Raw genomic sequence first — 20,811 nt, 5'->3', positions numbered from 1 at the left:
GCGCCACTACTCCCCGGTGAGCAATTGTTCGTCGTCTGGTGCCTTGGAGGTCGATGTGTTCCGTCGACGATCTGCCAGCACCCAACTGCCGTCGTACAACTGCAGCGGGAAACTCTCGGACCTGCTCTGGCGTCGTTCGACAAAACCTTGCGAATGGCTCATGCCTGCTTTGGGTTCGCGCTCCATCCCCAGAAGGTCGCAGACTGCTCGGGCCAATTCCGCCATTGGAAACGGTTTGAACAGGATATGGCTGACTCCCAGTTGCCGGGCCCGCTCACAGACTTCAGCGGTTGGGTGCCCGGTAATCAGCACAAAATGACACTTCCTGTTCTGGCGGACAGCATCGAGCACCTCAAAGCCTTCCATGTCAGGCAAGCGGTAATCGAACACCATCACATCGGGTGAAAAACGCTCGGCCTCGCCGATTGCCATCGCACCGTCGTGAGCTATCCGGACGTCCAGCGCTTGCGCCTGAAGGTAATCCTTGAGGTTTTCGGCAAGTAGCTGTTCGTCTTCGACAACCAGTATTTTGTTTAACAAGGTCGACTCCTTGAAGCCGCAGGTCCGATGTTCCAGCCCTGGGAGTACGCGCCTTCACTGAGGCTAACGCACACTTCATGCCAGGCTGAGCGTCGGTTTTTTACCGTTGCACGTCTTTGATTTTCATGAAAAAACCATTTCGTCCAGAAACTCCATCCCCCAAAGGCGGGGAAGCACTCGGATGTACCTTGAAGCATTTCCCCACTATTGGGGGGGAACCTTCAATCATCATCAACCCGTTCGATTCGATTGTTTGATCGCAGTTGCGCGAGCACCTGTAGGCGAGCCTGAGCCTGTTGCTGTCGGGCGAGGTAAGCCCGGACCATTTCAAGCCCTTGAACCTCTGAGACATCGGTCGCCTCCAAGTGGTTCTGCACGTAGATCAAATGCCAGCCCAGCGGTGTTCGCACCGGTGTACTGACAGCCCCCGGTGCCAGGGCAAAAGCCGCTGCTTCGAATTCAGGCATCATCCGCCCACGAGGAAAATAGCCCAGATCACCGCCCTCGCTGGCGGAAGCGTCTTCGGAACCGGCCCGGGCCACGCTGGCAAAATCCTCACCCGCACTGATTTTCACACGCATCTCCTCTAAGCGTAGCCGGGCAGTTTCAACTGCGGCGGCATCCGCGCCTTGAGGCACTTTGATCAGGATATGCCGTGCCTGGATGTGTTCCGGCCGGCTCATCTCGGCGCGATGCTCTTCATAGAACGCACGGACCTGTTTTTCGTCAGGCCCGGCGACCTGCGTGAGGTTGGCAAACACTTGCTGGGCCGCGAGCTCACGGCGGGTGTATTCGGTGTAGCCGACTTCGTCGAAACCGGCGTCTTCCAGGCGCCGGGCGAACACGTCGGCACCGCCCATAGCCTGCCGGGTCTGATCGACCTGGCGCTGCACCACCGCGTCACTGACCACCACCCCGCGCTTGACGGCTTCCTGCCACAGCAGTTCTTTGTCAATCAAGGCTGTCAGTGCCGCCTGACGTAATTGTTTGTAGGCCTTGGGGTTGCGGATGTTGCCCACCGCCCGGCCCTGATCCTCCAGGTATTCGGCGAAATAACGCTCCAGGCGAAACGCGGAAATTACCTCGCCATTGACCCGCGCGGCGGCCGGGCCATTGCTGCAGAACGCCACGGGAACCCACAGCGTGAGCAGGAGCAACAGAGTCTTGAGCGCCATGATCGAGACCTCCAGTCAGGGAGTAGCGGCAACGGGTTTATAGGGCGCGACCAGATAAAAGCGCTGGTCGGGCAGGTCCACGGTGACGATATGCGCGCCCCGCAAGCCGAGGCGGCGGCCCGGACCGAAGCTGATCAGCGGGGTCAGCCCGGTATCGAAGTCATGCAGGCCTTCCAGCGCACTGATGAGTTTCTCGCGGCTGGCGTCGCGCCCGGCCTGTTTCATGCCTTCGCTGAGCAGCAACATCGAACTGAACGCGCCGACTTGCAGCATCGCATGCTGACCGCCGAGCCCTTGGCGTTGGCGCAGTTGGGTCAGCGCCAGGCGTCCGGCCAGCGTCCAGTCACTGGGCACGAACGGATAAGCCAGAAACACCCGCCGGGAAAATTCACTGGGCACCTGCAACAGATCACCCGCCACCTGGTTCGACGCAGCGAACAGATAAGGCACTTGTCCCGCCGCCTGCAAACGCTCGGCGAGGCGACTGAAACCGCCGCCGCTGCCCAGGTAAAACACCGACCGCGAGCCCAGTGGCAATTCGTCTTGCGCCGAGTCGTAGACTTTCAGACTGACCTTTTGCCAGTCGTGGTCCTGCAAGTACTGGCCGAGGCTCTGCGCCGCCAGCCGTTGACTGGGCTCGTCCGGGTAAGTGATCAGCGTCGGTCCCTGGAGCACCCGTAAATTAGCGATGGCGTAATCGGCCAGGGCGATCAGTTGCTCGCGCAACCCCGGCAGCGGTTCGAAAATCTGCCGACTGGCCTGCGCCGTGCCCAGCAATGACAACGGTCCGATCAGTGGAACGCCGGCCCGTTCCAGGCGCGCGGCCAGGTCCGAGTCCAGTGCCGGTGCCAGCGGCGCGATCAGGGCGAACACTTGTTCCTGATCGATCAATTGATCCAGCGCCTGCTCGGCACTGGCGCGGTCCGGGCCCGGATCGAGGATGGTCAGGCGCAACTTCCGGCCATGAATCCCGCCCGCTTCGTTGATTCGCGCCACGCTGCCCTGGAGCACCGCCGCCACCGTGGCGCCCTCCTCGCTCAACGGTCCCTGGCTAGGCAACAAGGTGCCCAGGTGCAGACTGTCGGGGGTCAGGCCGGGGTCGCGGTCATCGGTCACGCGCTTGAGGTAGGCCGTGAGGTTGCGCTGATCATTCATCGACAGGACGAAGCGCGGCATCGCCGGGTCGAGCCGATTGTTGCCCGGATCACGTCCTTCCTGGATGGCCCTCGCCAACGTGCCTTCGGTATACGCCGGGTACGCACGGCCATTGATGTGCTGCTGGCCGTAGGTGCTGGTGAGCCGCGACCAGCGCAGATCCGGCGGTCGCACCCCGCCTTCGGGCCGCCCGAGGCCATCGGCGCCGTGGCAGTTGGCACACGGCAGGCTGGTGGCGGGCAACACTATGTCCGCCGCCCCGACCCGCGCCATGATCGGCTCGCCACTCGCCGACACACCCTCGCGATACAGCCGTTTGCCGGCGCTTTCGTCAGGGCTCAGCGGCAACGCATCAGCGGCAAAATGCAGGCCGCCGAGCAGTAGCAGGCCGAGAGCGAGTGAAGTTCTCATCGCGCGGGCTCAACGACCGGCCACGGGCATTGTCAGCAACTGCAAGCGCTGGGCAATGGCGGCGGCCGGGGCATCGGGACGGATTTTGCTCCAGCGTTTGTTGGCCACGTCACCCACGATCAGCTGTGTCGAATGCTGTTCGGGGGTCGGTACGATCTGGCCGATGCGCCCCAATACAAGGTCCATCTGTGCCTTGTCGCCAGTAAGAAAAAGCCAGTGGGGGCCATCGACGCCCTGCTTCAAGGTGTAAGCCTTGAGTACCGCTGGCGTGTCGCGCAGCGGATCACTGGTAAGGGAGATAAACGTGATGCCGTCCGCCTTGTCGCCCAGCAACTCACGCACTTCCTTGAGCTTGCGGGTGATCAGCGGGCAGGCATCGTTGCAACGCGTGAAAATCACATTGAGCAGCACCACGCGGTTCTGCAGCGCGTCACTGTAGAACCGCAGGGTCTCGCCGTTCTGGTCCTGCAACGGCGTGTCGGTGAACCAGGTTTTTGCATCGCGGGTGCCACTAGCTGGCGGTGCGGCAACAGCGGCCACCGCCGATGCCGGCTCTTCGTGCCCTTCATGCGCGGACGCCAGCGAACTGAACAGGCAAAAGCAAACCGTCAGGGAGATCCAGTCGACGGCTCTCATGGCTGCTGCTCCATCGCGATGACCGTGTGCTTGGCGTGGATGTTGCGCTGGCCGCTGAGTTTCTCCACTTCACGGGCCAGCACCGTCGGGTCGGTGAAGCCGTAGTAGCGGGTCCAGTGGCGGCTGTTGCCATCCCCCACCAGAATCAATGGCTGATGACTTTTGAAGTCGCCGCTGAAGGTGCCCAGTCCCTTGAGGGTTTCGTCGATCGACTGCGAGCTGCCGGTCAGCCAGCTCCAGCCCGGGCCTTTCTGAAAGCTGCGGGCGTAGTCGTTCAGGCGTTTGGCGTCATCGCGCTGCGGGTCGATGCTGATCGACACCAGTTGCACTTCGCCGCCGACCCGGGCACCCAGCTGTTTTTGCACCTTGCCCATGATCGACGACACCACCGGGCACACCGTGGTGCAGCTGGTGTAGATGAAGCTCATGACCACAATCTTGTTGGTCACCAGGTCCTTTTCCAGGCGCACCGGTTTGCCGTTCTGGTCCACCAGCATCACGTCGGCGAACTTGACCTGGGCGCTTTCCGAACGGGTGCTTTGGGCTGGCATTTCGTGACCGGCGTGTTCATCCGCCGAGTGGGCCAGGGCCTGGCCGATACCGGCGGCCAGCAGACAGAACGTCAGCAGTCCACGGTGTGCGAATCGGTTCATGTCGAAACTCCTTTCTAGTGGGCATCGCCGGGCAGGACCCGAACGCTGGCAAACGTCTTGTCATCGAAACTCGCGCCCAGCGACGCCGCGCGTACGTGCAGGTACCAGGCGCCGTTCTGATCGAGGGTCACCGGGGCTTCATAAACACCGTCGCCCACTTCCTGCGCGGCGACTTGCTGGACCCGGGACGTCGGGGCCCGGAAGTAGCGCACCTGAACGTCCTTGACCCCGCTGCGCTGTGCCTTCTGCTGGCCCTGAACGATGCGAAAACGCACCACGTAAGGACTGCCGAGGGCGGCCGTGGACGTGCCGAGCATGAATTCCACCTTCGGCACCCCCGGGTGCCGGGCGAGGTTTTTATCCGGCTCAACCAAAGCCGTGAAGCAATGGATGATGTTCGGCTGGTTCAGCAGGAAGGCCACGTCGTAGCGGCCGGCGGCGGGCAGTTTGATCCGGGCGCTGTACAGCCCCGGCTCCACTTCGCGCAGGCTGCGGTCGATGACCATCGCCGCCCGCGCCACTTGCCCGCGATTGGGGTAGCCGGACATCGGCGCGTTCATGCCTTCGGCGTAGAAATAGGTGGTGTTGTCCACCGGGTTGACCACAAACACCGCGTTGTCATCCCGCGACACCGCCAGGCTCGATGCCAGCGGCAGGTCACCGGCCAGCCGTGGCGCCTGAGGCCCGGCTTCGAAGCCCTGGCTGATGGGCGTGCGGCCTTCACCCAAGGACGACAGATTGATCATCGTGACCTTGGCCGAGGCCAGTCCGCGAATGTAGGCGTAGGCCTTGGTGAACACCACTTGATAAGGTTCGGCGGACACGTCCAGTTCATGGATCAACGAGTCGGTGGCCGCGTCGATTACCGAGGCCTGGTTCTCCAGGGTGTTGAGCACGATGCCGAAACGACCGTCCGCGCTGAAACCCATCGGGCCCAGGCCCTGTTTCATCTTGATCACCCGCCGTACCGTGAGGCTGGCGGTGTCGACCACGGTCACCGTGCCGTCCTTGCCATCGGCGACATACACCGCCTGGGACAGCGGCGAGTACGCCACGGACAACGGGTGCGAGCCGGTCTTGAGCTGCTTGCTGATGGTCAGGCTGGCGATGTCGATGAGGCTCACCGTCCCGTCATCGCGGTTGGTGACGAAGGCAAAACGACTGTCCTTGCTGAAGGCGATTTCGTGATGCCCGGCACCGGTGGCCAGGTGTTTGAGCGTCTTGAGGCTGCGCGTGTCGATCACCGTCACCCCGGACTCTTCCGCCGACTTCGCATTGTTGCCGACCCACAGCAGACGCTCATCCGGTTGTAATGCCAACCGTACCGGGTGGCTGCCGGCAGCCACCGAGTCGATCAACTTGAATTGCTCGCTGTCGATCACCGCAATCTCATCGGCGGTTGGCATCGAGACGAACGCCCGCTTGTTGTCTCTGGGCGTGACCCAATCCATCGGCGGTTGCTTGATGTCGATCCGCGCCATCGTGCTGGTGATCCCGCCCACCGACACCGACGGATCGACCACCGAGACACTGGCATCGCGGTTCATCACCAGCAGGAAGTAGCTGTTCAGATCGAGCATCGGCCGTGCGCCGATGCTCGATTTCAGAAACACCCCGACCCGGGATTTGCAGCTGTGTTCGCGGCCCTGGGCCTGGTCGGCGGCGACGGTTTCCGGATCGAGCCAGGCACCGGGTGCAACACCCGACAGTGGCTGGCCCGAAGCGCTGTCAGCGACCCGAAAGCGCACGTCGGCGAATCCACCTTCGCGCAGCACGCCGTCCTGCGCCAGCGGCCGCACCTCGAGCGCCACCGACACCCCGTCGCGCTCAAGCGTCTTGCCGCTCCAGGTGTCCGGCAGCGCGACCTCGCTCAGCATGACCGGGTGCGCCGTGCGCCACACGCCCAGCCAGATCAGCACCATCCCTAAAACGAGCGCACATCCGGCGATTTTGATGGTCCTGTTCATACTGCTTCTCCCCTTCAGATCTGTGTCTGCCTTTCCCTTGTAGGAGCGAGGCTTGCCCGCGAAGGCGTCATCCGCTACCCCACCAAAACCGAGGTGAACCCTTCGCGAGCAAGCTTCGCTCCTACACCTACGGTGCCGGAGCCGGTTCAGGTTCGTTGGTCACCCGCAGCAATCCCCAAAGCCCGGCAGTGTTGCCGTAGGCGCCGTAGTCACGGAACAGGTAGTCGCCCGGTATCGCGTTGCTGCCCCCGGCGCTCGGGTGCATGAAGCTGAAGTGCGCCGCCGGCAAGATGCTTTCGTGGGCGCCGATGTACATCGACATCGGGTTGAAACCGAACCGCACCGAACCCACCCCTGGGGTAGCCAATGGATAGCCACCGGTATCGCTCTTCTCCGACTGGAACGGGTTGAGCGACCAGACGTGACCATCCAGTTGGAAGGTCGTGCCACGGCTGCCACCGGTGGGCATCATGATGTGGGTGCGGAACGGTTGCCCCGGTTTCACATAGAGCACCGGCGTCTGCGGATCGCCCCCCACCAGCGCATTGCTGAAGGCCATGTGTGCGTTAGGCACGTCGCCGTAACCATGACCGTCGGCGTGCCCGAACGGCGCATCCGGTGGCAGGCCGAAGCGGAACCACATGGGTTCGGTCTTGTAGTTGATGGCCATGCTCGAGTTGTCCTGCGGATCGGTCGGTACACCGGCCTCCGAGGCAATACCTTCCACCGGACGACCATTGGCCCAGCGCATGTTCAACGCTTTCTGCCAGACCATCGCAAAATCGCGGTAGGTGGTCTGCCCCGGTGCGGTGACCGTCGCCGAGACTTTGCGTGCATCGTCAACCCAGGTCGCGCCGACCGGCAGGATGCTCATCGCCCCGCCCAGGCCTTTCTGCGGCTGTTTGATGACGTCCGCCGGGGTGAAATTCAACCCGCCAAACTCCACTGCCGTGGCGTTGATGTTGTCGACACTGCGGCCCAATTGCGTGACCGGTTTGCCTTCACGCTCCAGGTGCCCGGCGTAGTACTGATAGGTACGCGTCGGGTACGCGCCGACAGTGCCGACACGCGGCGGCACGGTCTGGATCGGGTTGGTGCCGACGTTAGTCCCGTCGGATTTGGTGATGTCGTACGCCAGCAGTTGTGCGTGCAGGCCCACTGTGCTGGATGGCCGCATCAGGTTGTTACTGAAGGTGGTCGAGCCCTCGCCATCATTGCGGTCACGCTTGACCATACCCATCACCGTAGCCGTCTGAGTCAGATCCGGCATCACCATGGGCAGACGGTTTTCCAGCGTGATGTTGATGCAATCGCCGGCGGCCGCACGCAGCACCAGCGGTTCGACTGGCACACCGGGTTTAAGCTTGCCGGTGATCGGATCGAGATCGCCCTTGCGCACATAAAGGATCGCCGTCGGGTCATGCAACGGGCCACTTTGCCCGCCGATGGTGAAGGTCGTCCCGTCCTCAGGATCGTTCACCGTCACCTGAGGAATGTTCACTGCCCGCGAGTTGTACACCAGGGTTCCGCCCGCCGGATTCAACGCCCCGCCGACGTGTTGCCCGATGCCGGCTGGATCAGCCATCGACAGATTCAACGGATTGCGAAGGATGTCGTTGGCCAGTGCCGCGACCACTTCATAATTACGTTGCGGTGTCGGCCGGGTGCCGATGCCATTGGGGTTGGCGCCGATCCGTGGGCAGATGCCATCGAACGCCACGGTGTTGCGCATACCGGCCGGTTTCGCGTTGTTCGGCAGCGCGAACAGGTCGCTGCGTTGGGCCGTGTAGTTGCGCATCACGCCCCAGATCCCGCTCCAGTAACCTTCCAGGGAGGCGTCCATCGAGTACAGGTAATCCCCGGTGGTCGCGGCGGCGCTGGAGATCATCGACACCGGCGCATTGAAGCCCATCTGCTCGGAGATCCCGATCATCTGCGACGAGCGCCAGCCGGAGTTGGAGCTGTTGCCGAAACCGGAACCGCTTTGCAGCCACTTCACGCCGTGCAGGGTTACGTTGTGCTCTTCTTCATGACCACCGGCATGCACCCGCAGCCGCACGTTGTCACCGGTGTAGGTACGCAGCATCGGCGTAAACGGGTCACCCGGTTCGGCGCCGCCACGGTTGATGTGTGGCGGAAACAGCGTGGTGCCGCCGGTTGGTCCGGTGGCTGCAGTCACCAGGTTCGGCGCCAGGTTCATCGCCGGGATGGCGCGGTCGGTACGGCTTTGCATGGCGTACGCCAGGTCGCCACCGAGGCCGTCGGCCTGCATGCCGCGCTTGCCGTCCGGGCCGACCTTGTTCGGGTCGTACACCCGCAGGGCCAGCGGTTCGTTGCGGTAATTGACCACGAACATGCCAGGGTCATCGACCGAGATGGCTTGTGGGCATGGCCGGCTTGGGCAACCGGGCATCAGTCCACCGCGGGCTTCGACCACCTGTTCAAGCAAGGTCTCGGCTTCTTTGCGCACCGGCGGGTTGATTGCGTAGCGGAAGCTGTCAGCGGTGGCCGGGAAGGCTTGAGCATTCGGCACGCCGTTAGGGCCAGCGCCGACGTACACACCGGCTTCATAGGCGTGCTGGAAGTCGCTGTATTCGAGGAAGAACTCACGGAAGCTGTCGTTCTTGCCGTCGCCGTCCAGGTCACCGGTGGACACCACCGCTTGCCACGAGGTTGGCCCGCCGTCCTGCCGCGCGCCGCTGTACAACGGCTCGCCGGTTTCGGCGTGGAACCAGGTCGAACCGGCCGGTTCTGCCAACACGGTGGCGTACAGACCGATCTGTTGGTGAGTCGATGGGCCGAGGTGGTCGTGGGTGAAAATGGTTCCCAGGCCACGGTCGACGCCTTTGGCGTTCACCACCGGATCGGCAAACCAGCGCTGCATCGCGGTGCGCGCGCCGACCCAGTCGGCCCGGCCGTATTGGCCGAAGAACGGGTGAGCCTTGGCTTTCGGGCAGGCCGGCGTGCCGTCACGCGGATCGGTGCCTTGGCACTGGTTGAACTCGCGAATGGCGTGGATGCGTTCTTGCACGGCACCGGGGGAAAGCACGCCGTCTTCGTAGTTCCAGCCATTGGCCGAGCCGTCGGCGGCCGTCAGGTCCCATTTCGGCAGGTGAATGTGCTGGCCGATGACGTCGGTCGGCGTGCGCACCTGATAGTCGTCCATTTCATAAGTGGCCGGCACCAGGTTGGTTTGCTGGTACTGCACGCAATCGAAAGTGTTCATGCGCATCACCAAAGGCTCTGGCGGACGCTGCTTGGTAATCACCGGCCAGGCGTCTTCCCACAGCGCGAGAATGCGCGCTTGCGGGAAGTGATAACCGACCTTGTTGTAGACCGCATCGAACTGAATATTCGCAGCTTTATAGACCCGTGGACGGTCGGCGGTGAACGTCGAGGAACCGCTGAAGGACAGGCCGTCAATCCGTTCACCGCTGTTGAACTCACCGGTGCCGGCGCTGCTGGTCAGGCGTTTTTGCCGGTCATCCATGCACGGTTCGTAATACGGTGCGCCCGCGATCGGCAAGGCGCCGTTGGTGCGGAAGTTGCGCGCCACGATTTGATTACCGGGCAGCACGGCGAAGCTTGGGTGGTCTTTTTTGGCGTGGAACGCCATGGCCGCCTGTTCGACTTCGGTGCCCTCTTCCGGCATGTAAATCGGTTTGGCGCGCGTCACTTCCTTGGAGAAATCCAGGGACGTGGTAATGGTGTGCGCCTGGCCACCGGAGGAGAAACCGTCCAGAGAATGGCGCCCCAGGCCGCCGTCCCAGCCACCGGACTGAGCCGGGTCGAGATTGGCCCACAAAGCGTTGCCGCTGGTTTTCAAGGCCTGTGCCTTGGCAGCGTCGAGCATGTCCAGCGGTGGGGTCGGTGGGCGTTGGCCAACCGAGCTTTCCATGCCGCCGATCCAGAACGGATAGCCTGGGTTTTTCAGGCTGCCGTCGGCATTGCGGTTGGCTGCACTGCGATCCACCAAGGCCAGGGAACCGATGGCCTGAGCGCCGCCGTTGCCGCTGAGTTGTTCTTCGTCGTCGCCATCCTCCTCGTCATCGTCGTCATCGCCACCGGCCACCAGGGTTTCGCCGATTTTCGGCACGACCGCGACTTTGCCCGGCATCGGCGGCATGGCTTTGCCTGGCAGCGGCACAACGGCTGGAATCGGTGTACCGGCAACGATCTCGCCATCGGGCAAGGCCCGGGCGCCAGCGGCCGGTTTACCGCTGCGCAGTGCATAAGGTTCGCTGTGATAACCGTCGGCGCCCTGTTGGGACACCTCGAGTTTGGTGCCCTCTTCGAATACGTCATGCACCCGCCACATGCTCCACATGCCTTGGGCAAAGTGCGGATAGAAATGGCAGTGATAGATCGCATCGCCCGCGACCCGGTTGCGGTTGCCCGAACCACCGTTGGCGATTTCATAGGTGTAACCGGCGCCCGGACCGATGCCTTGGGCGTCCATATAATCTGAGTTGTCGTCGTTGGGGTTGAACAACCACTGGTGCCCGTGCAGATGGAAAATGTGTTGCTCGTGACCGTTGTGGGTGTTGCGGAATTTGATGAAGTCGCCGATGTAGCTGTGATTGACGTTGGACGGTTCGGACGGGTACAGCGCCATGGTCGCCTTGACCCCGATCTGATCGGCGCTCGGCGTTTCACCGGGACGAATGCTTTCCAGGCCGGCGTTGGCCGGCACGTCCACCAGCATCGCCACGTCGCCGACGGTGTGCGAGCTGAGGAAGAATTCTTCATAGGCGCAGGACAGGCAATCGTGCATCGGCCCGACGCCCAAACGGTTGGCAACCACTTCGGCGCCCATGCCGCCGGAGCCATAGTTGATCATGAACGAATCGCGGGTCGGCTCCAGCACATGGGCCATCACCGGGTCCGCCCAGAAAGCGGGGAACGCCTGGGTCGCGGCGGTTTCATCCTGGAACTGCGAGGCGAAATCGCGGAACGGTTCCAGACGATTCGGGATCGCCGGGTTGCGTTTGCCGATGGCTTCCAGCGGATAGGTCAACGGAGGGAAGCTGCCGTCGGCGTTGCTGCCCATCACGATCGCGTCGCTCTCGCTGGAAATGATTTCATTGCCGTCGACCATGTTGATGATCGGTGTGCCGGCCTTGCCTTCACGTATCCACGGCTCGCGCTGCGGGTAGCGCGCCTGGTAATCGACAATCGGTTGACCGGCCGGGGTGCGGCCGACGCTGGCCAGGCGCATCTCTTCTTCGGTCACGGTGTTGCGATAGGTGCGGCCGCCCTTGGGCACCACTACCACTTGGCCGAACAGTCCGTTGGCCACGTTGCCCGCATCCCCTTCTCCGCCGAAGGTCGCGCCACGGCTGCTGGCGGCAAACGCCCCTTCGCGCTCGGCGTACAAGGTGTAGGAACGGGTGGCGCCGGGGGCAATCAGGGTATTGGCGTTGCGCCCGGTATAGGACGCAATGTCGTCGATGCTGTTGACCGCTTGCATGCCATTGACCTGGAAGCCGACGTGACGGTCGGTGACTTGCTCATCGACTTTGAAGTTTTCTTCGTTGCCGATGGCGACTTCGCCCTCAATCTCACCCTCCTCCCCGTTTTCATGACTGCCGGGGTTGGCCTGGTAGGCGAGCAGGTTCTGCAGGTTGATGGTCAGGCAGTCACCGGCAGCGACGCGCAGTACCAGTGGACGCGGACGCTTGTCGGGCCGCAGCGAGACTTTGCCCGGCACCGCCGCACCGCCCTGGGCCAGGGACATCTGGTGGTCATCGACCACATCGCGGCGCAGGGCGAACATCATGCCGTTGGCGTTCTGCGCACCGAGGCGGTTGAACATCAGCGGCTGATCCAGCGCCACGACGTTGGCCACCAGATTGCGCTCGCAGCGCACGGCTGCCTCAGCCAACTCGATGCCCAGCATCGATGCCACCAACAACAGCAGATTTAACAAGGACGGAGCGTAGGGTATGCCGGTCATGATCACGGGCCTCGCTGGGGTACTCATTAGGAATAAGTCTCGACAAATCCCCTTGAGCAATCCGCATGCCACAAATATTTTTGTTATTTTTCAATCTATTAGATAAACGACTTAACAACTAGGGGGATATTCCCCACCCATTTCCCCCCACTTTCCGGTCGGGGCCATCATTCCCCACTATTGGGGAACGTGCCCCACTGTCGCCAATCACAACGGCGCATCCGCGGCCAGGCCCTGCAAGCGTCGGTATTGGCGCAAGACACTGGGCACGTAACGCTGGGTTTCGGCGAACGGCGGGATCACCCCGCCACGGCTGAGCACCGCTTGCGGCCCGGCGTTGTAGGCCGCCACGGCGAGGCTGATGTCGTTATCGAACAGGGTCATCAGGTGCTTCAGGTACTTGGCGCCACCCTGAATGTTGGCTTTCGGGTCGTAGACATTCTTCACCCCCAAATCCCGGGCGGTGCCAGGCATCAATTGCATCAACCCGCCCGCGCCTTTGGGTGACCGCGCACGGGAGTCATACGCGGACTCGGCCTGGATCACCGCATGCAACAGCGCTGCCGGCAATTCATTGGCCGTGGCAGCCGCCGAAACCAGCTCGGCATAGGGCTGCCGGGCAATCATCTGGGGTTGTTGATCCATGCTGACCCGGGTGGGTTCTGGCTCGTGAATCACCCGTTCATAGGTGCGGCCGGGACGGTGGACATTGGACAGAACGTAGCTGCCCTTGGCGTCCACGGAAACGAACACATCGGCCTGTACGACGCCGGTCAGCACCAGCAGACCGAGCAGTCCTGTGGTGAGTGTTTTCATTTTTCTACCTCCCCTGCCCGGCCCCGAAAAACGGGGCTAATGCCCCAATGGCCGGTAGTAAACCAGCCATATGCAAGCCCTGCGCCGGATGCGCAAAGGCCGGTAATACAGGGGTTGCAGAAGAATGTCCGGGCATGTGCATGGCAATTGCATAAGCCTTCACGGCGACCCTTCTGCCGACTGTGTGAGGTCATCATGAATCAGCGTTTGCGATCCGCCCCGCGTGTTCAACGCGGGTTCACCCTGCTCGAACTGTTGGTGGTGTTGGTGGTGCTGGGGCTGTTGGCTGGCATCGTCGCGCCGAAGTATTTCGCCCAACTGGGCCGCTCCGAAGTGAAGGTGGCCAAGGCGCAAATAGAAGGCCTGGGCAAAGCACTGGACTTGTACCGTCTGGAGGTCGGTCATTACCCGTCGACCGAACAGGGTTTGCAGGCGCTGGTCACCGCGCCCAGCGATGAAACCAAATGGACCGGTCCTTACTTGCAGAAAAAACTCCCGCAGGACCCGTGGGGCCGTAACTACACCTATCGCTGCCCCGGCGAAAACGGCGAATACGACTTGTTGTCCATGGGCAAGGACGGCCAACCCGGCGGCGAAGGCGAAAACGCCGAAGTCACCAGCTGGCAATGACGGGAGGCGATCATGCGTTTTCATCTCAAAGCCGTTGGCAAGGCCGGCGTCGTCTCGATGACTGTCGAGGCGCTGGGCCACAGCGAAGCCCGGCGCATCGTCGAAGACCAGGGCTATCGGGTGATCAGCCTGTACGCCGAACGTCACTGGCGTGCGCTGCGGGTTCGACAGCGCGAGTCCTTCAACCTGGTGCTGTTCAGCCAGGAACTGACGACGTTGCTCAATGCGGGCCTGCCGCTGATCGATGCGCTGGAAAGCCTGACGGAAAAAGAGAACGCGCCCCAGGCCCGCAAGACCTTGAGCGAACTGGTGCGCCTGCTTTATGAAGGCAAATCGTTCTCCCAGGCACTGGCCCAGTTGTCGGCGGTTTTCCCTCCGCTCTACGTAGCGCTGGTTCAATCCAGCGAGAAGACCGGCGCCGTGGGCGATGCCCTGGGTCGCTATGTCAGCTATCGCCAGCGCATGGACGAGGTTCGGCAAAAAGTCGTCAGTGCTTCGATCTACCCCCTGCTGTTGCTGGTGGTGGGCGGTGGCGTGGTGTTGTTTCTGATGGGCTACGTGGTGCCACGCTTCAGCCTGGTGTTCGAAGGGCTGGGCTCGAACCTGCCGTGGCTGTCGCAGATCCTGATGAGCAGCGGGATGTTTCTGCACGCCCATCAGGGCGAATTCTTCGGCGCATTGCTGGCGATCATCGTCGCCCTCACCTTGCTCCAGCGCCAACCGGCCTTTCGTCGAGGCCTGGACCGTGTGATTGAAAAACTCCCGGCGGTCCATCAACGCATTTTCATGTACGAACTGGCGCGCTTCTATCGCTCGCTGGGGATTCTGCTGCAAGGCGGCATTCCCCTCGTCACCGCCATGGGCATGGTTCGCGGCCTGCTCACCGTCGCCTCCCGCGCGCGCCTGGACCAGGCCAGTGAACGGGTGCGCGAGGGCCAGTCACTGTCGACCGCCCTGGAACTCAATCATCTGGTGACCCCCGTGTCCCTGCGCTTGCTGCGCGCCGGTGAGCAGTCCGGCAACCTGGGGCAAATGATGGAGCGCAGCGCCGACTTCTACGACGAAGAAATCAGCCGCTGGATCGAATGGTTCGTGCGGCTGTTCGAGCCCTTGCTCATGACCTTCATCGGCCTGCTGATCGGGGTGATCGTGATCCTGATGTACATCCCGATTTTCGAGCTGGCTTCGAGTATTCACTGACCCTCTGGAGCGGGGTCGAGTTGTACCGTTCATCGTTCATCCACGTTGCAACCGAATTAATCCGCTCGCTGCGGTGTTCACCCATTGAATCGAGCAGCACGTTGCACTGTTCATCAACGTTCCAACCCGAATCAAGAAGACGGAGAACGACATGCACATCAACAAGCTTTTACTGGCAGTAGCGATTGGCGCAGTTCTGTCGGCGTCTACCGTATTGATTCCGGACAGCCTGTCCGGTGTATCGAGCGCACAGGCCAAGGACGGCGGGAGTGGCGGAGGTGGTGGCGGCTCTGGTGGCGGGGGCGGTGGTGGCTCTGGCGGTGGAGGCTCTGGTGGTGGCGGGGGCGGCTCTGGCGGTGGCGGCGGCAGTGGTGGAAGCGGTGGCGGTGGCAATGGCGGCAGTCACGGTGGAAGCGGCAGTGGTGGCAACAGTGGCAGCGGTCACGCCGGCAGCGACCATGGCTCGGGACACTCCGGGAATACAGCCTCCTCCGGGCGTAGCGGCACTCATGCCGAACCGGGTGACGATCATGGCGTTCATCAAGCGGGCGAAGTCGGCCACAATCGCGGGGTTCATCGCGCTGGTGAAATCGGCGACGATCACGGCGTGCATCGCGCCGGTGAAGTTGGCCACAATCGCGGCGTGCATCGCGCTGGTGAAATCGGCGACGATCACGGCGTGCATCGCGCGGGTGAAATCGGTGACGACCACGGCGTACATGTCGGCGGTGAACCGGGTGACGACCATGGTGTGCATGTGGGTGGCGAGCCAGGCGATGACAAAAGGTCCTGACATCCACTGATGCCCAAACAACACACCCCCCCTGTGGGAGCGAGCCTGCTCGCGATAGCAATCTGTCATTCAACATGATGTCGACTGACACTCCGCCATCGCGAGCAGGCTCGCACGTGCTCATGCTCTACAACACGTCCTCAGCCTGATCCAGCCGCTCACGCAAAAACTCGATCAACGCCTGCACCGGTCGCGATGCTTGACGGTGCTGCGGATAGACCGCCGACAACGTCAGCGGCTGCGGACGAAACCCGTCCAACACCGGCACCAGCCTGCCGTCCTTCAACGCCGAACCGACTATGAAGGTCGGCAAGTAAGTAATCCCCATACCGGCAATCGCCGCATCCCTGAGCAGTTCACCATTGTTGACCCGCATCCGCCCGGTGACATTGACCACCATCGGCTTGCCCTGCCCTTCGAATCGCCATTGCACCTGACGACCATGGCCGTAAGGCAGGCAGTCATGCGTGTGCAAGTCTTCGGGTTTGAGCGGCGTGCCGCGCGCGGCCAGGTAAGCCGGGCTGGCGCAGTACACCCGCTGGATGGAAGCGATGCGTCGAGCGATCAGCGTCGAGTCCTCCAGAATGCCGATGCGCAGCGCCAGGTCATACCCCTCACTGAGTAAATCCACCGGCCGGTCACTGAGGTCGACCTCCACCGTGACGTCGCGATAACGTTGCAAAAACACCGGCAGCAAACAGCCCAAATGCGCCACCGCAAACGACAATGGCGCGCTGATACGAATAGTGCCGCGGGGCTCGGTGGTCTGGCCGGCGATGCCCTGCTCCACTTGCTCGACTTCGCCCAGCAGGCGCAAGGCTGACTCGTAATAACTCTGCCCCAGTGGCGTGACGTCCAGTCGCCGCGTGGAGCGATTGAGCAGCCGCACCCCCAGACGCTCTTCGAGTTGCATCAACCGCCGGCTGACGAACTGCTTGGACAGGCCCAATTGATCGGCCGCCGCGGTGAAGCTGCCGGAATCCATGACCTGGCAAAAAATACGCATATCTTCGAACGGGTTCATTGTCACGCCTTGGTTGACAGCCAAGCATTTTATAGCCGCTTTTTGCTTTTTTAGACACCGTGGCGAAGCCGCTTGCCCTTGTAGCAGCTGTCGAGCCCCAGCGAGGCTGCGTTCGGCTGCGCAGCCTCGCTGGGGCTCGACAGCTGCTACAAAAAAAGCTTATTCGCCAGACACAAAAATGCCCGCGCAGTCGCGGGCATTTTTACGGATCGCCGGGCTTACTTCGACGTCAGCACCGAGTAGCTGTTCATCAAATTGCGGTAGTTCGGAATGCGCGGCGACAGCAGGTTCGCCAGGCCTTCCATGTCGTTGCGCCAGTCGCCCTGCAGCTCGCAGGCCACCGAGAACCAATTCACCAGTTGAGCACCGGCCGCCGCCATGCGCGCCCAGGCTGCTTGTTGCACGGTTTCGTTGAAAGTACCCGAGGCATCGGTCACCACGAACACTTCAAACCCTTCAGCCAGCGCCGACAGCGTCGGGAACGTCACGCAAACGTCGGTGACGACACCGGCGATGATCAGTTGCTTACGGCCAGTGGCTTTAACGGCTTTGACGAAATCTTCGTTATCCCAGGCGTTGATCTGGCCTGGACGCGGGATATACGGCGCGTCTGGGAATTGCTCTTTCAACTCAGGAACCATCGGGCCGTTCGGGCCGTTTTCGAAGCTGGTCGTGAGGATGGTCGGCAGCTTGAAGAACTTGGCCACATCGCCCAGGGCCAGCACGTTGTTCTTGAATTCGTTCGGCGAGAAATCCTGAACCAGCGAGATCAGGCCTGTCTGGTGGTCGACCAACAGGACAACGGCGTCATCTTTGTTCAGGCGTTTGTACGGAACGTTGCTCATGTGAAACTCCTCGGTGGGTAGGTGTTACATACGGCGCCGACGTGACGGGTCGGCGCTTTTTTGATCGTCAGAACGCGAAGCACGAGCAGCCAAATGCGCCCCAGAAACCCGCGAAATCGCTGACCGGCGCATTCGACAACCGCGCCTTTTCATGGCTATGGGAATGCACGCCGCACGGCCCGCTGCAATGGTGAACCTGCGCCTGCATCGGTGAGGTCGGACGCCAGTGCCCCGGCACTTTCACCACCGGCGACCAGTCCGGCAGCACCGGTACGCTGGCCGGCCCGAGTTTTTCGAAATCACCGGCGGCGTACACCACCTTGCCGCCGACCACGGTCAACACCGACTCGATCCACTTGATCGCTTCTTCGTCGACGCTGAAAAAATCCGCGCTCAAGGCGGCGACGTCAGCCAGTTGGCCGACCTTGATCATGCCTTTCTTGCCCTGCTCGGAAGAGAACCAGGCACTGCCGTGGGTAAACAACTCCAGCGCGGTTTGACGAGACAAGCCCTCGGCATGCAGTTCCAGGCCACCGACCGTGCGACCGCTGACCATCCAGTACAGCGAAGTCCAGGGGTTGTAGCTGGACACTCGCGTGGCATCGGTGCCGGCGCCGACCGGCACCCCTTCGGCCAGCATGCGTTTGATCGGCGGGGTCGCTTCCGCGGCTTTGGCGCCGTAACGCTCAACGAAATATTCGCCCTGGAATGCCATGCGATCCTGAATCGCGATACCGCCACCCAGCGCCCTCACCCGCTCAATGTTCTGCGGTGTAATGGTTTCGGCATGGTCGAAAAACCACGGCAATCCGTTGAACGGAATGTCGCGATTGACCTTCTCGAACACGTCGAGCATGCGGCTGATGGATTCGTTGTACGTGGCGTGCAAACGGAACGGCCAGCGCTGCTCGACCAAGTGGCGCACCACCGGCTCCAGCTCGTCTTCCATGGTTTGCGGCAAGTCCGGACGCGGCTCAAGGAAATCCTCGAAATCCGCCGCTGAAAACACCAGCATTTCCCCGGCGCCGTTGTGCCGCAGGTAATCGTCGCCCTGATGCAGGGTCACGCTGCTGGTCCAGTTTTTGAAATCGGTCAGCTCTTCCTTGGGCTTCTGGGTGAACAGGTTGTAGGCGATGCGAACGGTCAGTTGCTGGTCCTTGGCCAACTGCTCGATCACCTGATAATCGTCCGGATAATTCTGGAAACCGCCGCCGGCATCGATGGCGCTGGTCAGGCCGAGACGGTTGAGCTCGCGCATGAATTGGCGGGTGGAGTTGACCTGATACTCCAGCGGCAACTTCGGCCCCTTCGCCAGGGTCGAGTAGAGGATCATCGCGTTGGGCCGGGCAACCAGCATGCCGGTCGGTTCTCCGTTGGCATCGCGCACAATCTCGCCACCCGGCGGGTTCGGCGTGTTGCGGGTGTAACCGGCCACACGCAACGCGGCACGGTTGAGCAAGGCGCGGTCGTACAAATGCAGGACAAATACCGGTGTATCCGGCGCAGCCTGATTGAGTTCTTCGAGGGTCGGCATGCGTTTTTCAGCGAACTGGAATTCGTTCCAGCCACCGACCACACGCACCCATTGCGGCGTCGGCGTGCGGTCAGCCTGATCCTTGAGCATGCGCAACGCATCCGCCAACGACGGCACGCCTTCCCAGCGCAGTTCGAGGTTGTAGTTGAGGCCACCACGGATCAGGTGCAAGTGCGAGTCGTTGAGGCCGGGAATGACGCAGCGCCCCTTGAGATCGATGACCTGTGTGCCCGAACCGCGCAGGGCCATGGCATCAGCGTCAGTGCCGACTGCGACAAAGCGACCATCGCTGATCGCTACAGCGCTGGCGCGTGGGTTTTCACGGTCAACGGTATGAAATTGACCATTGAATAAAATCAGATCGGCGTTCATCGCGTTTCCTTGGGCTGAGTGGAAGAGGACAGCCAGGGCGCGAACAACCGCGTCGCCATCGGCATGAACAGGTACACCACCGAAAGGACGATGGTCAGCGTGATCAGGAACGTCGCGACCACGTAATTGGACAGGAAGGTATTGAGCTGCAGCAGCGGCCCCCAGATCAGCGGCACCAGCAAGGTGTGCGGCAAAATCACCAGCAACGTCACCACGGCCTGCTTCCAGCGCGGCGGTGGCGGCGAAGCGGCGTCGGCTTGTGGCGCGAACCAGAATTCGTTGACCGGATTGACCTCGGTCTGGTCGCCGTCAGCGAGCATCGGCGTGGCTTCGTTGACCAGCGCCAGTCGTTGCGGCGAATCGAGCCAGCGCTGCATCGATTCGGTCGAGCAGAAGCGCAGCACGCAGGTGTACAGGTCAAGACCGGCACTCTTGCCGCGAATCACATCGACGCCCAAGTGCCCTTCCTGCTGCCCGGCAATGCTGACAATGTTGCGCAACCAGGCTTCGTAGGGCACTTCAAACCCCGCCTTGACCCTGTGCTTGATAACCAGTGTCACGACTTCTTCGAAACGATTGGATTCAGGCATAACGCAAAACTCCAGGGAAACGGACATTGAGCGCCAGCCGTCCCGGCCCGGCGATAAGTAGGCTGGTGAACAACATCATCAGCAGCCAGCCGAACTGCCCTTCATCGAGGCTCCATTGCGGATGCACAATCAACAGCGCGATCAGCAGCACACACAAAATCGGCAGGCACGCCAAACGCACAAACACCCCGGCGACGATCAGTAACGGACACAGCACCTCGGCGAAAATCGCCAGCATCAGCGTGACGTTCGCACCCAGGTGAAACGGGTCTTCGATGGTTTGCAGTTGAGTGCTGTAGTTAAGCAGTTTCGGCAAACCGTGCACCCACAGCAGAAACAAGCCACCGCTGACCCGCAAAAAAAACAGCCCGAAATCCTGGGCGCGTTGATCCCACCGCGAAGCATTCATGGGCTACCTGCACAAAAGAAAAACTACCGGCAGCAATGTGCCGGGACGTTCTTCGATAGTGCCGGTGCAGGGGCGGGAAAAATTGGATGTGTGTGCTCTTTTTGC

At 61.9% G+C, this 20,811-nt stretch carries 16 protein-coding genes; 3 read left to right on the top strand and 13 right to left on the bottom strand.

Annotated features, from left to right (window positions below; translation table 11 throughout):
* Positions 1-6: 6 nt before the first annotated feature.
* From ABH912_RS00365 to ABH912_RS00330, 8 genes are all read right to left on the bottom strand, one after another.
* Positions 7-540 carry a response regulator gene (locus ABH912_RS00365; protein ID WP_033058851.1) on the bottom strand — a complete coding sequence of 178 codons (534 nt, stop codon included), beginning with the start codon at positions 538-540 and terminating at the stop codon, positions 7-9.
* A gap of 221 nt (positions 541-761) precedes the next feature.
* On the bottom strand, positions 762-1,715 hold the full coding sequence (locus tag ABH912_RS00360; protein ID WP_033058852.1) for a peptidylprolyl isomerase: 954 nt from the start codon (positions 1,713-1,715) through the stop codon (positions 762-764).
* Positions 1,716-1,730: 15 nt separating this feature from the next.
* Complete coding sequence (locus ABH912_RS00355; protein WP_033058854.1) at positions 1,731-3,281, bottom strand: cytochrome c/ABC transporter substrate-binding protein; 1,551 nt, start codon at positions 3,279-3,281, stop codon at positions 1,731-1,733.
* Between the two features lie 9 nt (positions 3,282-3,290).
* On the bottom strand, positions 3,291-3,917 hold the full coding sequence (locus tag ABH912_RS00350; RefSeq protein WP_429509254.1) for an SCO family protein: 627 nt from the start codon (positions 3,915-3,917) through the stop codon (positions 3,291-3,293).
* On the bottom strand, positions 3,914-4,570 hold the full coding sequence (locus ABH912_RS00345) for an SCO family protein (RefSeq protein ID WP_429509253.1): 657 nt from the start codon (positions 4,568-4,570) through the stop codon (positions 3,914-3,916). The genes ABH912_RS00350 and ABH912_RS00345 overlap by 4 nt, the downstream gene beginning before the upstream one ends.
* Positions 4,571-4,584: 14 nt before the next feature.
* Positions 4,585-6,537, bottom strand: a complete 1,953-nt coding sequence (locus ABH912_RS00340; protein WP_429509252.1) for a YncE family protein — start codon at positions 6,535-6,537, stop codon at positions 4,585-4,587.
* Between the two features lie 127 nt (positions 6,538-6,664).
* Positions 6,665-12,493 carry a manganese-oxidizing multicopper oxidase MnxG gene (gene mnxG, locus ABH912_RS00335; RefSeq protein WP_429509251.1) on the bottom strand — a complete coding sequence of 1,943 codons (5,829 nt, stop codon included), beginning with the start codon at positions 12,491-12,493 and terminating at the stop codon, positions 6,665-6,667.
* A gap of 207 nt (positions 12,494-12,700) precedes the next feature.
* A complete protein-coding gene (locus tag ABH912_RS00330) occupies positions 12,701-13,309 on the bottom strand; it encodes a lytic transglycosylase domain-containing protein (RefSeq protein ID WP_033058864.1) in 609 nt (202 codons plus the stop codon).
* A gap of 195 nt (positions 13,310-13,504) precedes the next feature.
* Between ABH912_RS00330 and gspG the strand changes: the two genes are divergently transcribed.
* The 3 genes from gspG to ABH912_RS00315 all read left to right on the top strand — a co-directional run bounded on the left by gspG (position 13,505) and on the right by ABH912_RS00315 (position 15,932).
* A complete protein-coding gene (gspG, locus tag ABH912_RS00325) occupies positions 13,505-13,939 on the top strand; it encodes a type II secretion system major pseudopilin GspG (RefSeq protein WP_033058866.1) in 435 nt (144 codons plus the stop codon).
* 12 nt (positions 13,940-13,951) lie between these two features.
* On the top strand, positions 13,952-15,139 hold the full coding sequence (locus tag ABH912_RS00320; RefSeq protein WP_429509250.1) for a type II secretion system F family protein: 1,188 nt from the start codon (positions 13,952-13,954) through the stop codon (positions 15,137-15,139).
* 151 nt (positions 15,140-15,290) lie between these two features.
* Positions 15,291-15,932: a hypothetical protein gene (locus ABH912_RS00315; RefSeq protein WP_429509249.1), complete on the top strand. Its 642-nt coding sequence runs from the start codon at positions 15,291-15,293 to the stop codon at positions 15,930-15,932.
* Between the two features lie 127 nt (positions 15,933-16,059).
* Here the strand turns inward: ABH912_RS00315 and ABH912_RS00310 are convergent, their stop codons facing one another.
* The 5 genes from ABH912_RS00310 to ABH912_RS00290 form a co-directional block, all read right to left on the bottom strand.
* Complete coding sequence (locus ABH912_RS00310) at positions 16,060-16,956, bottom strand: LysR family transcriptional regulator (RefSeq protein WP_429509248.1); 897 nt, start codon at positions 16,954-16,956, stop codon at positions 16,060-16,062.
* A gap of 218 nt (positions 16,957-17,174) precedes the next feature.
* Positions 17,175-17,801, bottom strand: a complete 627-nt coding sequence (ycaC, locus tag ABH912_RS00305; protein ID WP_008032694.1) for an isochorismate family cysteine hydrolase YcaC — start codon at positions 17,799-17,801, stop codon at positions 17,175-17,177.
* A 67-nt stretch (positions 17,802-17,868) separates the two neighbouring features.
* Positions 17,869-19,707, bottom strand: coding sequence for an amidohydrolase (locus ABH912_RS00300; RefSeq protein ID WP_429509247.1), 1,839 nt, complete (start codon positions 19,705-19,707; stop codon positions 17,869-17,871).
* Positions 19,704-20,297 (bottom strand): antibiotic biosynthesis monooxygenase, encoded by a 594-nt coding sequence (locus tag ABH912_RS00295; protein ID WP_033058875.1) that lies wholly within the window; start codon positions 20,295-20,297, stop codon positions 19,704-19,706. Before ABH912_RS00295 ends, ABH912_RS00300 begins: the two co-directional genes overlap by 4 nt.
* Positions 20,290-20,706, bottom strand: coding sequence for a DoxX family protein (locus ABH912_RS00290; protein ID WP_033058877.1), 417 nt, complete (start codon positions 20,704-20,706; stop codon positions 20,290-20,292). The genes ABH912_RS00295 and ABH912_RS00290 overlap by 8 nt, the downstream gene beginning before the upstream one ends.
* Positions 20,707-20,811 lie beyond the last annotated feature (105 nt).

This window comes from Pseudomonas sp. BT76 TE3572 (assembly GCF_050435365.1).
GTDB classification, from domain to species: domain Bacteria; phylum Pseudomonadota; class Gammaproteobacteria; order Pseudomonadales; family Pseudomonadaceae; genus Aquipseudomonas; species Aquipseudomonas fluorescens_W.
The sequence above is the reverse complement of the archived record's forward strand: the minus strand, read 5'-3'. Positions and strand labels throughout refer to the sequence as shown.